This window comes from Kutzneria sp. NPDC052558 (genome assembly GCF_044547355.1).
Lineage (GTDB): Bacteria > Actinomycetota > Actinomycetes > Mycobacteriales > Pseudonocardiaceae > Kutzneria.
The window spans coordinates 138245-150965 of the sequence record NZ_JBIUAG010000017.1; the positions used below are offsets into that span (position 1 = coordinate 138245).

Sequence of the window (12721 nt, forward strand, 5' to 3'; positions counted from 1 at the left end):
CCGTGCCCGACGTCACGCCGGGAACCAGTTCGGGTGAGCGGAACGGCGTCATACCCGTGTTCGCACGCCGTCACAACATCGGGTCGGGACACGACCCGTCCGGAGTAGAGAGGAGCGCGGCGAGTGGTTGCGCACGATGCTGTCTCGTCACTGATCGGCCGAGACGATCACCGTGACGCGCTGTGCACACTGCGGGCCCGGTGGCGCTCCGCGAGCCTGGCGTCCGGGTGGCCGTTCCCCAGCGACTGGGCGTTGGCCGAGGTCGACGAGGTGTGCGCGGCGGTGGTCACCGGGGCCGACCTGGCCAAGGTGGCGCCGGCGCTCGGCCGGGCCCGTGCGGCCGCCGGCGCCGGACTGGACGAGACACTGCTCGACCTCGCCGCGCTGCACGCCGTGCTCACCTCCGGGGAGGCGCTGGTCTCCGCCGACCCCGACGCCACTCCGTCCAAGCTGATGCGGGCCACCGCGCTCGGCTGGGCTGACGCCGCCGCCGACCAGCTCGGCACGCGCGAGGCGGTGGACGCCATGACCGGCATGACTACCACCTGCTACCTGCGCACCCGGCTCGGCGAGGTGTATCGCGACGAGGCCGCCGACGACCACGTGCTGTGCCTGGTCGGCCTCGACCTGTCCGCCGTCGAGGGCTGGACCCGGTCCGTGGCGATGGTGCTGGTGGCGCAGGTGCTGCGCGAGGTGTTCCCGGGCGGCGAGACCGTCTCGCTGATCGGCCCGTCGATGGCCGGGGTGCTGGCTCGCCGTGACGAACGGATCAAGGGCCGCCTGGCCAGAGTCCGCTGGTTACTCGCCCGCCGGCTGACCGTCGACCCCCACCTGCACGAGGTCGGCACGCCGACCGTGTGGCCGGAGATGCTGCCGGAGTGCCATCTCGAGGCCTGTGAGCTGCTCGCCCACCTGGGCGGCTGAGACCCCCGCGCGGCCGGGCGTCTCGTCCCTGTCACGTCCGGCTGCGTGGCCCTGTATTTATGGCGCTGTGTTTTGCCGCGCGTTCCGCGCGGGGCTCGGCCCCCGGGTAGCCGGTGCCTCGCCCTTGCTGGATTTAGCCCGCCGCATCGGGCTTGGGTGGGTGGTTGCGTCGGGTGGCGGCGGGCGAAATCCAGCAACCGGGCGAAGCACCGGCGGGGCCTCGCGCTCTCCGCGGTCGGCGGCCGTTCCCCAGCACCCTTCCCCCATGCCACTGCCGACTCGTTGCCCGATTGTGTCACTGTGCTAGTGTCTTACTTGAGTGACACAATATCGGTCGAGGGGGCGGTCAGGTGGTCGAGTTCCGGGTGGACCGGGGCAGCGGCGTGCCGGCTTATCTCCAGCTCGCCCAGCAGGTGCGCGAGGCGCTGAGACTGGGCTGGCTGACGCCGGGCGATCGGCTGCCGACGGTGCGCGAGGTGGTCGCGACGAGCGGCGTCAACCCGAACACCGTGCTGAAGGCCTACCGCGAGCTGGAGTTCGCCGGACTGGTCGAGGCCCGGCAGGGGGCGGGCACGTTCGTGAAGGCGGGCCTGGGCACCGGCGACCGCGAGGCCCTCGGCCGGCTCTACGACGAGCTGGTCACGTGGCTGGCCGGCGCCCGGGCGGCAGGGCTGGAGGACGAGGACGTCTACGCCCTGCTGAACACCGCACTGGAGGGGGAGAAAAGCAGTGACTGAGGGGATCGCGCTCGCCGTGCAGGGGCTCGGCAAGCGCTACGGCCGCAAGACCGCGCTGCGCGACTGCTCGTTCGAGCTGCCGGTGGGCCGGGTGTCCGCACTCGTCGGCATGAACGGCGCCGGCAAGACCACGCTGCTCAGCGTGCTCGCCGGCGTGCTGCCGCCGACCGAGGGGAGTGTGCGGCTGCCCGGCCCCGACAGCCGGATCGCCTTCGTGGCCCAGGACAAGCCGCTGTACCGGCAGTTCAGCGTGCGGGACATGCTGACCATGGGCTCGAAGCTGAACCGGGTCTGGGACCAGCAGCGTGCCCTGGACTGGTTGGCCCGCTTCGACATTCCGCTGGAGCGCACGTGCGGCAAGCTGTCCGGCGGGCAGCAGGCCCAGGTGTCGTTCGCGGTGGCGATCGGTTCCCGGCCCTCGGTGCTGCTGCTGGACGAGCCGCTGTCCAACCTGGATCCGTTGGCCCGCCGCGAGGTGATCAAAGAGCTGCTGGCCGCGGTCGTGGACACCGAGATGGCCGTGCTGCTGTCCACTCACGTGGTGGCCGAGCTCGGCGGCGTCGCCGACCACCTGTTGCTGCTCGCCGACGGTCGGCTGGTGCTGTCCGGTGACGTGGACGAGATGCTGGCCGAGCACCGCAACTACGCCGGCCCGCGCTCGGAGCAGCCGCCGGTGCCCGGTGAAGTGGTGCACGCGAGCCATGCCGGGAGTCAGTCCACGTTCCTGGTTCGCGCGGCGGAACCGGTGAGCGAACCGTGGACCTCCCGTCCGGTCACGTTGGAGGACCTGGTGTTGGCCACGTTGGAGAACAGTCGGGCGGTGGCGGTGTGACCTGGTTGACGTGGCGCATCGAGCGCAGCGCGCTGCTCGGTGTGGCGGCGCTGGTCGCGGTGTTCGCGTTGGTGGCGCTGCTGCTCAACATGCGCGATCCCGGCTCCATGGGCGCCGCGAGGACGCTGTTGGAGTGGGGGCCGCCCGCGTTCGCCACCGCGGTGGCGGTTTTCTGGGGTGCGCCAACGGTTGCCCGCGAATACGAGCAACGCACGTATCTGTTGGTGTGGTCGCGGGAACGCACGGCCACGCGCTGGCTCGCGGCCCGGGTCGCGCATCTGCTGGCGCCGCTGGTTGTCCTGACCGTCGCGGTGAACCTGACCGCGAACCTGGTGCAGACCAAGATGTTGAGCACGATGCAACCGACGCCCGCGGTCGGCCCGTACGACTACGACCTGTGGCTGCCGCTCCAACTGGTCACCGTGATCGCCGGGTTCGGCATCGGCGTGCTTGTCGGCGTTCTGGTGCGGAATTCGGTGCTGGCCATGGGAATCACGCTCGCCGGCTATGTGGTTCTGCGCTTCGTGCTCGCCGTGTTCGTCCGCCCCCATCTGGTGCCGCCGGTGCGGCTGCTCGACGACACGCCGTCGCCGCCGGGATCGATCGGGGCCGGCTCCGGCTTCCTGGATCAGGCCGGCAACGTGTTGCCCATGCAGGAGTTGCCGAGCAACTGCCTGGCCAGCAAGCAACTGTGCCCGGCCCTCGGTGTCGCGCACCGGTTCCTGGACATCGAACCGGCGGACCAGATTCCGGTGGTGCGGTTGTTGGAGCTCGGCATCTACGTCGCGCTGGCGGCGGTGGTGTTCGCCGCGGCCTGGCTGCTGCTGCGCGGAAGGACGGCGTCCTGATGTTCTGGATCACCTGGCGGCAACACCGTGCCGCGCTGCTCGGCACGGCGGCGGTGACCGCGGTCGTCGGCGCGCTGATGCTGTGGATGTGGCAGGGCGTGCTTGAGCTGAACGCCGCCTGCTCCGCGTTGGACTGCTGGCTCGGCGTGGCCGGCGCCATGGGTGACCGGCTGAGGTGGGTGTACGCCCTGCTCTACCTCGGGCAGCCGCTGTTGGGGGGACTGGTCGCGGTGTTCTGGGCGGCGCCGTTGCTGGCTCGCGAGTACGAGCAGCGCACCTACCTGCTGGCGTGGTCGCAGGACGTGACGCCGATGCGTTGGCTGGTCGGCAAAGTCGCGCTGCTCGGCGCTGCGGCGGTGATGCTGTCGGTCGCGCTCGCCGTCCCCAGCTGGCAGTTGGTCGAGGAGATGAAGGTCAGCCCGGGCGGCACGTTCGGCATGACCGACTACCGCGCCCTGGAGCTGTGGCCGCCGACGCAGGTGTTGTACACGCTGTTCGGGTTCGCCCTGGGGCTGGCCGTCGGCATGGCCATGCGGCGGGTCGTGCTGGCGATGGGCGCCACGCTGCTGGTGTTCGCGGCCGTCCGGTTCCTCGTCGCCGGGACCGTGCTGCAGTGGCTGCCGCCGCTGCGACTGACGGTGGCCGGCGTCGACCACGAGGTGCCGCTGCCGCCCGGGGCGTACTACCTGAACGCCGCATTCCCCGGCAAAGACCTGCTCTACCAGCCGATCGAGCGGCTGGCGACGTTCCAGTGGCTGGAGGTGACCACCTATGCGGTGCTGACCGCGGCGTGCGCTGCGGCGGCCTGGGCGCTGATGCGGCGGGCGACCCGGTAGGCTGACCCAACCGTGGACTCTCGCACCGGTCTCCCCGTCGTCGGCATGGTGGGCGGCGGCCAGCTCGCCAGGATGACGCACCAAGCCGCGATACCGCTCGGCCAGGCGCTGCGTGTGCTCTCGGTCACAGCCGACGAGCCGGCGCCGCTGGTCACCCCGGACGTCGTGCTCGGCCATCACACCGACCTCCAGGCGCTGCGCGATTTCGCCGCCGGCTGCGACGTGCTCACCTTCGACCACGAGCACGTGCCGACCGAGCACCTGCGCACCCTGGTCGCCGAGGGCGTGAAGGTGTTCCCGGGGCCGGACGCGCTGGTGCACGCCCAGGACAAGCTGGTGATGCGCCGCAAGCTGGCCGAGCTGGAGCTGCCGATCCCGCCGTTCGCCGAGGTCAAGGCGGTCGGCGACGTGCTGGCCTTCGGCGCGGCGCACGGCTGGCCGTGCGTGCTCAAGGCCGCCCGCGGCGGCTACGACGGCCGCGGCGTGTGGATGCTCAACCAGCCGCAGAGCGCCCACAACGTGGTGCCGGAGCTGTTGGAGGCCGGCACGCCGCTGCTGGTGGAGCAGTGCGTGCCGATGCGCCGCGAGCTGGCCGCGCTGGTCGCCCGCTCCCCGTTCGGGCAGGGCGCGAGCTGGCCGCTGGTGCAGACCGTGCAGTCCGACGGCATCTGCGTCGAGGTGCTCGCCCCCGCGCCGGACGTGCCGGTCGAGGAGGCCGAGGCCGCCCAGGAGCTGGCGCTGCGGGTCGCCGACGCGCTCGGCGTGGTCGGCCTGCTGGCCGTCGAGCTGTTCGACACCAGGGACGGCGTGATCGTCAACGAGCTGGCGATGCGCCCGCACAACTCCGGGCACTGGACCATCGAGGGCGCGCGGACCTCGCAGTTCGAGCAGCACCTGCGGGCCGTGCTGGACTACCCGCTCGGCGCCACCGACAACGTCGCCCCGGCCGTGGTGATGGCCAACGTGCTCGGCGCGGCCGCCACCCCCAAGATGGGCGTCGACGAGCGGCTGCACCACCTGTTCGCCCGGTTCCGGGACGTCCACGTGCACCTGTACGGCAAGGCCGAGCGGCCGGGCCGCAAGGTCGGGCACGTGACCGTGCTCGGCGACGACATGACCGAGTGCCGGCGGCGGGCCACGCTGGCCGCCGGCTGGCTGGCCGAGGCCGAGTGGGCCGACGGGTACGACATCCACGGAGGTAGGTAGCGGTGGCGCTGGTTGGCGTGATCATGGGCAGCGACTCGGACTGGCCCGTCATGGAGGCCGCCACGCAGGCGCTGGCCGAGTTCGACGTGCCCTACGAGGTCAGCGTCGTGTCCGCGCACCGGACGCCGCAGCGCATGCTCGACTACGCCCGCGACGCCGCCGGGCGTGGCCTCCAGGTGATCATCGCCGGCGCCGGCGGGGCCGCCCACCTGCCCGGCATGGTCGCCTCGGCCACCGTGCTGCCGGTGATCGGCGTGCCGGTGCCGCTGAAGTACCTCGATGGGATGGATTCGCTGCTGTCCATCGTGCAGATGCCGGCCGGCGTGCCCGTGGCCACCGTGTCGGTGGGCGGGGCGCGCAACGCCGGGCTGCTCGCGGTGCGGATCCTGGCCGCCGGCGATCCCGCGCTCCAGGCCCGGATGGCCGCCTTCCAGGCCGCCCTGGAGCAGCTCGTGCTGGAGAAGGACGACGCGCTGCGACGCAAGGCACAGGCGCAGCTAGGTGAATGACCGCTAACATGCCGGTCAGCAACGTTGCTACTCGTTGGTAACAGGAGGCGTGCGGTGAACCCGGACTTCGGCACCTACCAGTTGGCCGAGGAGCACGAGGAGCTGCGACAGGCGATTCGGGCCCTGGCGGACAAGGAGATCGCGCCGTTCGCGGCCGAGGTCGACGACAACGAGCGGTTCCCCCGCGAGGCCCTGGACGCGCTGGTCAAGTCCGGCTTCGCGGCCGTGCACGTGCCCGAGGAGTACGACGGGCAGGGGGCTGACTCGGTCGCCACCTGCATCGTCATCGAGGAGGTCGCGCGGGTCTGCGCCTCGTCCTCGCTGATCCCGGCCGTGAACAAGCTGGGCACCATGCCGATCATCCTGGCCGCCTCCGACGAGCTCAAGCGCCAGGTGCTGCCCTCCATCGCCAGCGGCGAGGCGATGGCCTCCTACGCCCTGAGCGAGCGGGAGGCCGGCAGCGACACCGCGTCCATGAAGACGCGGGCCCGGCTGGACGGCGACCACTGGGTGCTCAACGGCACCAAGTGCTGGATCACCAACGCCGGCGAGTCGACCTGGTACACGGTCATGGCCGTGACCGACCCCGACGCCGCCAAGCCGTCCAACGGCATCTCCGCGTTCGTCGTGCACAAGGACGACCCCGGCTTCTCGGTCGGGACCAAGGAGCGCAAGCTCGGCATCAAGGGCTCGCCCACGCGGGAGATCTACTTCGAGGACTGCGCCATTCCCGCCGACCGGATCATCGGCGAGCCCGGCACCGGCCTCAAGACCGCGCTGCGGACCCTCGACCACACCCGGCCCACCATCGGGGCCCAGGCCGTGGGCATCGCCCAGGGGGCGCTCGAGGCCGCCATCGGGTACGTCAAGGAGCGCAAGCAGTTCGGCAAGGCCATCGCCGACTTCCAGGGCGTGCAGTTCATGCTGGCCGACATGGCCATGAAGATCGAGGCCGCCCGCCACATGGTCTACGTCGCCGCCGCCAAGGCCGAGCGGGGCGAGGCCAACATCGGCTTCATCACCGCCGCGGCCAAGTGCTACGCCTCCGACGTCGCCATGGAGGTCACCACCGACGCCGTCCAGCTGTTCGGCGGCGCCGGCTACACCCGTGACTTCCCCGTCGAGCGCATGATGCGCGACGCCAAGATCACCCAGATCTACGAGGGCACCAACCAGATCCAGCGCGTCGTCATGTCCCGCGCCCTCCTGCGCGGCTGACCCGTCCCTCGCGTGGCGCCCGCCCCGGTCCCGGACGACCGAGGCGGGCGTCGCCCTGTCCGATGCCGCCCGGAAGACTCTCATTGGTGATACTCTCATCGGTGAGAGTCTCGTTGGTGAGAGCCTTGGTGGTGTTGTGGACGGTTTTGTCGGCCGCGATCGAGAGCTGAAGCAGCTCGACCGCATGCTGCGTCGGACCGCCGAGGGCGGTCGTGCGGGACGTCCCGGCCGTGCCGTGTTGATGCGCGGCCGCCGGCGGGTCGGCAAGTCGCGGCTCGCCGAGGAGTTCATCGAACGAGCGGGTGTGCCTTCCCTGTTCTTCACCGCATCGGCGCAGCCGTCGGTCGACATCGATCTGGAGCTGTTCACGGCCGCCGGCGCGGCGTCGGATCTGCCGGGTGCGTCGGTCTTCGACGCCCAGACGCCGCGGACGTGGGACGCGGCGCTGCGGCTGCTGGCCACTGCCCTGCCCGATGACCAGCCGAGCGTCGTCGTGCTCGACGAGATGCCGTATCTCATCGCGCGCGACCCGGGCTTCGAAGGCACGCTGCAGAAGCTGTTCGACCGCGAGTTGTCGCGACACCCGGTGCTGCTGCTGTGCATCGGTTCGGACCTGGCCATGATGGAGGCGCTCAACGACTACGGGCGACCGTTCCACCAGCGCGCCACCGAGATGGTGGTGCCGCCGCTCAGCCCGGCCGACGTCGCGACGATGCTGGAGCTTCCCGCCGCGGAGGCGTTCGACGCGTACCTCGTGTCGGGCGGTCTTCCGCTGGTGCTTGACGAGTGGCCGCGCGGCGGATCGGTGTGGGACTACCTCTCCGAGACGGTGGGCGATCCGACCTCCGCTTTACTCGTCAGCGGCGAACGGTCGCTGGCCGCGGAGTTCCCGTCCGAGGCCAATGCCCGCCGGGTGCTCGGTGCGATCGGTTCGGGCGAACGGACCTTCACGCTGATCGCGCGGGCCTCCGGCGACATGCCGCAGGCCACGTTGGCCCGTGCGCTCCAGTTGCTGACGTCGAAACGGATGGTCGACGCCGCCACGCCGCTGTCGACGCATGCGTCGAGGGAGACCCGGTACACCGTTGTCGATCCCTACCTGCGTTTCTGGCTCACGTTTCTCGGTCCGCACCTGCCGGAGATCGAACGTGGACGGGGCGATCTGGTCCTGGCCCGGATCCAGCGGTCGTGGACGTCGTGGCGAGGCCGGGCGATCGAGCCGGTCATCCGGGAGAGCCTCCGGCGCGCCGTCGGCGGCCCCGTGCCCGAGGCAACCGCCGCGATCGGCGGCTACTGGACGCGAAACAACGACCCGGAGATCGACATCGTGGGGGCGGACCGCGAACCGGTCGCGAAGCGGATCACCTGCGTCGGTTCCGTCAAATGGTTGGAGAACCGGCCGTTCGATGTCCACGACCTGGCCAAGCTGGTGGTGCATCGGTCGCAGCTGCCGGGTGCGGACGACGGCACGCCGCTGCTCGCGGTGTCCCGCAGCGGTGGTGGCGCCGGCCCGGTGACGGTCGTGACCCCGGACGACCTCCTTGCCGTCTGGTGATCTCGGCGGACGGCTCGGTGTTCACTCAGCGCGTCCTTGAAGGTTCATCAGAGTCATCGGCCGAACGTTGCAAGGGGGTTGGTGGCACTGGTGGCATGGCTGCGAGGGGTCGTCAACTCGTAGGGAGTCCACTGTGGAACACGGGCGCAACATCGCCGGCTTGCTGGCCCGCGTGGTGGTCGGCGTGATCATGATCATGCATGGCTGGCAGAAGTTCTTCGACTACGGCATCGGCGGCGCGACGGCGGGCTTCGCGCAGATGGGAGTGCCGTTGCCGGGAGTGTCGGCGGTGTTCGCGGCGACGGTGGAGCTGGTGGGCGGCGCGGCGCTGATCGTGGGCATCGGGCTGCCGGTGGTGGGCGTGCTGATGGCGATCGACATGGCGGGCGCGTTCGTGTTCGCCAAGCTGGGGGCGCCGCTGATCGCCCCGACGGGCGGGCAGCTGGAGCTGGCGTTGCTGGCCGGTGGACTGCTGGCCGGGTTCGCGGGCGGCGCCTACAGCCTGGACCGGGTTCTGTTCCGCGCCAAGGAAAAGGGCGTGGTGGGGCAGACGGTCGCGGCCTGACGGCCGCAACCGCTGGGGAATGCTTGTTACGGGGCGGGGAGTTCGATCGTGGTGCGCTCGGACTCCCGGCGCTTGGGCAGGGCGGCGACATCGAGGTTGCTGCACTGCACCAGGGAAGCCCCGGCCGACAGCACGGCGAGCAGGCCGTCGGCGAGGCCGTCGGGAGTGGACCAGTCCAGAGTGGACAGAACGCGATCGCTGGGGCCGATGCCCAGCGCGGTGGCCCGAGAGGCGGCCAAGGCGATCAGATCGTCCACAGTGGAGCCATGGAAGGCCGGGGCGTCGCCGGGAACCTGGTCGTACGCGATGAAGTCGTCGCCGAAGATGCGGGACTCGACGAGGTAGTCGAGACCGCCGTCCGGAGCGTCGCCGGAAAGGCCGCGCCCCAAGGGATCCAGCGCCACCACGGCGACGGACTCGGCGCCGGGGGCGGAGCCGTCGGGGCCGATGAAGGCGACGGTGGCGCCAGCGGGATCGGCAACCACATGGGCTCCGCACCACCAAGCGCCGAGCAGCACGCCGAGGGTCTGCCAATGTGCCGGCAGGGCAACGGAAACGGGGCTGCCGACCTCGACGTCGAGTTCGTCCCGAAGCCAGTTGGCGGTCTTGGCGGCCCAGTTGGCCACGGTGGCCCGGGACAGCTCGATCCGGCTGCCGACGGCGTCGTCGTAGTGCGTGATCAGCGGCGTGGCCGGGGCGGACAGCAGCGGGGCGAACAGGCGGGCGGTGACGCTCATAGGCCCGAGCCTAGTTGACGCAGCGGGTCCCGTTCACGGTGATCGGATCCGACGCCGGGGCGGCGGCGTTGAGCCGCAGCGGGCCGTGCGCGGTGAAGCCGGACGAGTCGGCCAGCCCGGCGACGAAGGTCTTCACGGCGGCCGGGTCGACCACCACGATGCTCTGCCCGCGATCGTTGCGGCCGTTGGGGTTGACCACCGGAATGGTGACGAACTCGACGTTGCCGCCGGTCAGGCTCTGTGCCTGCTGCACGAAGCTGAACACGTCCCAGCCCTGGTCGATCACCACCGACTTCTGCACGGCGGCGGCCAGCGCGGACAGCCGGTCGGGGTCGAGCAGGGTGCCGGCGGACAGCACCTTCTTGGCCGCGGCGGCCAGGAACGCCTGCTGCCGCACGATCCGGTCCAGGTCGCCGTGCGGCAGGTTGTCCCGCTGCCGCACGAACGACAGCGCGCTGCCGCCGGACACGGTCTGCGGGCCGGACCGGAAGTTGGCCCCGGAGTTGGGATCGCTGGTCGCGTGCAGCAGGCACACGGGCACGCCGCCGATGGCCTGGCTGAGCAGGTAGAACCCGTACAGGCTGACCTCGGCGTAGTGGTCGACGGTCAGCCCGGTCAGGGCCTGCACGCTCGACACCAGCGCCTGCCGGCCGGCGGCGTCGGAGTCCTGTTCGATCTTGGTGTTGTCGTGTTCGCCGTTGGCCCGCAACCGTTGCGCCGTAAGGTACTTCACCGCCCCGTAGGCCGAGTTGATCTTGTCGGTGCGGTAGCCCGCGATCGGCACCTCGGTGTCCCTGGGGATCGACACCGCGTAGCTCTTGCCGCCGTCCTTGGGGATCCGCAACAGGATCAGCGTGTCGGTGCTGAAGCCGTCGTTGGCCTCGGTGCGCAGCTGGCGCAGGATCGAGGCGGGCAGCGGATTGCCCTTCAGGTCGGTCCGCCGGTCGTCGCCGACCAGCAGGATGTCGGTGGCCCCGTCGTCCTTGGGCGGCGCGTCGGGCGCGGTGGCGACCTGGGACAGCACCGGCGTGGTGGTCATCGCCTGCTGCACCTGGTCGTGCGCGTTGCGGGCGACGGCGGTCGCGGCGATGACCAGGGCGGAGGCCAGCGCGACGGACGCGCGGCCGCACACGAGTGCGAATCTGCGTCCACGGCTGCCCATCCGGTCAGCCTAATTGACGCAGGGCACGCCTCCGGCCGTAATCGACGTGCTCGTGGGGGTCGTTGTCGGGATCACGTACCGCGGAGCCATGCGGAAACCCTGCGCGCCGGGCCCGGCGTAGTCCTGGCCCAGATACACCCGGACGTGTCCGGCCGGCACCGCGGCGTCGGGCTCGGCGACGACCTTGCCGCCCAGCGCGGCGGCCACCTTGTCGGCCTGGGCGGTCGAGCCGGGGCGGTAGTGCACGGCGGTGGTGGGCTGGGTGGCGATGGTCAGGCTCTCGCCGCGCACGAAACCGTCGCGGACCAGCTCGTCCTGCACCGACGCCCCGAGATTGGGCGCACCCGAGCCGTCCCGCATGTCCACGGTGATCCGTTCGTTGCCGGGGGTCGCGGCGCCGGTGGTCGTGGTGGGGCCGGTGGTGGTGGGGCCGGTCGGGCCGATCAGGCCGGTGACGAACTCGCGCACCGAGTCCGGGTCGACCAGGGTGACCGACTGCCCCTCCGCGGACATCACGTTCTGCCCGGTGGGAATGGTCTCGAAGCGCACGCTGCCGGCGGCGATGCCCTGCAACTGCTGCATGAACGTCAGCAGGTCCCAGCCGGAGCTGATCACCACCGACTTCTTGATCGCGTCGATCAGCGCGTTCAGCTTGGACGGGCTGGTCAGCGTGTCGGCCGAGAGCACCTTCTGCGTCATGCCGGACAGGAACGCCTGCTGCCGCACGATCCGGTCCAGGTCGCCGCGCGGCAGGTCGTAGCGCTGCCGGACGAAGGCCAGCGCCTGCGCGCCGCTGATCACCTGCTGCCCGGCCGGCAGGTTGATGCCGGACTTGGGCTCCTTGGCCGCCTGGTTCAGGCACACGGTCACGCCGCCGATGGCCTGGCTGATCTCGTAGAAGCTGGCCAGGTTGACCTCGGCGTACCGGTTGATCGTGACGGCCCCGCCGGTCAGGCTCTCGATGGTCTTGATCAGGTTCTTGCGGCCGGCGACGGCGGCCTGCTGCTCCAGGTCCGTGCCTTTCACGCCCTGCCCGGACAGCGTGGAGTACGCGTCGTTGCGGGCGTAGGCGTATGCGGAGTTGAGCTTGTGCTTGCCGTAGCCGCCGGCGATCTGCACGTACGAGTCGCGGGGGAAGGAGATCGCCACCGCGCTGCGGCCGTCGGACGGGATGTGCAGCAGGATCATGGTGTCGGTGTTCAGCTCGCCGTCGTTGGAACCGGCGTGCAGCTGGTCGAGCACCGCCTGCGGCAGCGGGTTGCCCTGGGCGTCGGTGCGGCTGTCCAGGCCGACGACCAGGATGTCCTGCGGCCCGTCGAGGCCGGGCGCCGGCGTGGTGGTGGGGGTGGTGTCGGGCGTCGCCGCGTGGCTCTCGATCACGTCGGTGGTGGTGATGCCGTTGCGGACCTTGTTGATCTCGACCCAGCCGTAGCCGCTGGTCGCGAGCACGACCGCCGACAACAGCGCGGCGAGCGCCCGGCCGGTGACCGTGCCGGCCACTGCCGCCCGAGATCTACCAGCCGGTTCGCGCATCCCGACCCTCCCCAGTGCCGGAGATCGACAGTAGCCGGACCTGCGTCGGCTCGCCGTGA

At 70.9% G+C, this 12721-nt stretch carries 13 protein-coding genes; 10 read left to right on the forward strand and 3 right to left on the reverse strand.

What is annotated here, in order from left to right; genetic code table 11:
- Nucleotides 1–123: 123 nt before the first annotated feature.
- The 10 genes from ACIG5F_RS28670 to ACIG5F_RS28715 all read left to right on the forward strand — a co-directional run bounded on the left by ACIG5F_RS28670 (nt 124) and on the right by ACIG5F_RS28715 (nt 9230).
- Nucleotides 124–924, forward strand: coding sequence for a GGDEF domain-containing protein (locus tag ACIG5F_RS28670; RefSeq protein ID WP_396522699.1), 801 nt, complete (start codon nt 124–126; stop codon nt 922–924).
- Between the two features lie 350 nt (nt 925–1274).
- Nucleotides 1275–1661 (forward strand): GntR family transcriptional regulator, encoded by a 387-nt coding sequence (locus ACIG5F_RS28675; protein WP_396522701.1) that lies wholly within the window; start codon nt 1275–1277, stop codon nt 1659–1661.
- Nucleotides 1654–2493, forward strand: a complete 840-nt coding sequence (locus tag ACIG5F_RS28680; RefSeq protein ID WP_396522703.1) for an ABC transporter ATP-binding protein — start codon at nt 1654–1656, stop codon at nt 2491–2493. Before ACIG5F_RS28675 ends, ACIG5F_RS28680 begins: the two co-directional genes overlap by 8 nt.
- Nucleotides 2490–3341, forward strand: coding sequence for a hypothetical protein (locus tag ACIG5F_RS28685; RefSeq protein WP_396522705.1), 852 nt, complete (start codon nt 2490–2492; stop codon nt 3339–3341). Before ACIG5F_RS28680 ends, ACIG5F_RS28685 begins: the two co-directional genes overlap by 4 nt.
- Nucleotides 3341–4177 (forward strand): hypothetical protein, encoded by an 837-nt coding sequence (locus ACIG5F_RS28690; protein ID WP_396522707.1) that lies wholly within the window; start codon nt 3341–3343, stop codon nt 4175–4177. Before ACIG5F_RS28685 ends, ACIG5F_RS28690 begins: the two co-directional genes overlap by 1 nt.
- 12 nt (nt 4178–4189) lie before the next feature.
- On the forward strand, nt 4190–5383 hold the full coding sequence (locus tag ACIG5F_RS28695) for a 5-(carboxyamino)imidazole ribonucleotide synthase (protein ID WP_396522709.1): 1194 nt from the start codon (nt 4190–4192) through the stop codon (nt 5381–5383).
- Nucleotides 5384–5406: 23 nt separating this feature from the next.
- Nucleotides 5407–5892 carry a 5-(carboxyamino)imidazole ribonucleotide mutase gene (purE, locus tag ACIG5F_RS28700; protein WP_396522814.1) on the forward strand — a complete coding sequence of 162 codons (486 nt, stop codon included), beginning with the start codon at nt 5407–5409 and terminating at the stop codon, nt 5890–5892.
- Between the two features lie 54 nt (nt 5893–5946).
- The gene (locus tag ACIG5F_RS28705) at nt 5947–7110 is read left to right on the forward strand and encodes an acyl-CoA dehydrogenase (RefSeq protein ID WP_396522711.1); all 1164 of its coding nucleotides are present in this window, start codon (nt 5947–5949) and stop codon (nt 7108–7110) included.
- Nucleotides 7111–7246: 136 nt separating this feature from the next.
- On the forward strand, nt 7247–8665 hold the full coding sequence (locus tag ACIG5F_RS28710) for an ATP-binding protein (RefSeq protein WP_396522713.1): 1419 nt from the start codon (nt 7247–7249) through the stop codon (nt 8663–8665).
- Between the two features lie 133 nt (nt 8666–8798).
- Entirely contained in the window at nt 8799–9230 is a 432-nt protein-coding gene (locus ACIG5F_RS28715) for a DoxX family protein (protein ID WP_396522715.1), read from the forward strand.
- Nucleotides 9231–9256: 26 nt separating this feature from the next.
- On the opposite strand, the gene ACIG5F_RS28720 is transcribed toward ACIG5F_RS28715, so the two are convergent.
- From ACIG5F_RS28720 to ACIG5F_RS28730, 3 genes are read right to left on the reverse strand one after another with little or no spacing between them, the layout of a single operon-like run.
- Entirely contained in the window at nt 9257–9967 is a 711-nt protein-coding gene (locus ACIG5F_RS28720; RefSeq protein ID WP_396522717.1) for a TIGR03089 family protein, read from the reverse strand.
- Between the two features lie 10 nt (nt 9968–9977).
- Nucleotides 9978–11129: an LCP family protein gene (locus tag ACIG5F_RS28725; protein WP_396522719.1), complete on the reverse strand. Its 1152-nt coding sequence runs from the start codon at nt 11127–11129 to the stop codon at nt 9978–9980.
- A gap of 9 nt (nt 11130–11138) precedes the next feature.
- Complete coding sequence (locus ACIG5F_RS28730) at nt 11139–12662, reverse strand: LCP family protein (protein ID WP_396522721.1); 1524 nt, start codon at nt 12660–12662, stop codon at nt 11139–11141.
- Nucleotides 12663–12721 lie beyond the last annotated feature (59 nt).

Bases quoted from the DNA above. Each gene is read 5' to 3' on its own strand.
- purE (WP_396522814.1), top strand. From the start codon at position 5,407: ATGGGCAGCGACTCGGACTGGCCCGTCATGGAGGCCGCCACGCAGGCG.
- ACIG5F_RS28730 (WP_396522721.1), bottom strand. From the start codon at position 12,662: ATGCGCGAACCGGCTGGTAGATCTCGGGCGGCAGTGGCCGGCACGGTC.
- ACIG5F_RS28720 (WP_396522717.1), bottom strand. From the start codon at position 9,967: ATGAGCGTCACCGCCCGCCTGTTCGCCCCGCTGCTGTCCGCCCCGGCC.
- ACIG5F_RS28690 (WP_396522707.1), top strand. From the start codon at position 3,341: ATGTTCTGGATCACCTGGCGGCAACACCGTGCCGCGCTGCTCGGCACG.
- ACIG5F_RS28725 (WP_396522719.1), bottom strand. From the start codon at position 11,129: ATGGGCAGCCGTGGACGCAGATTCGCACTCGTGTGCGGCCGCGCGTCC.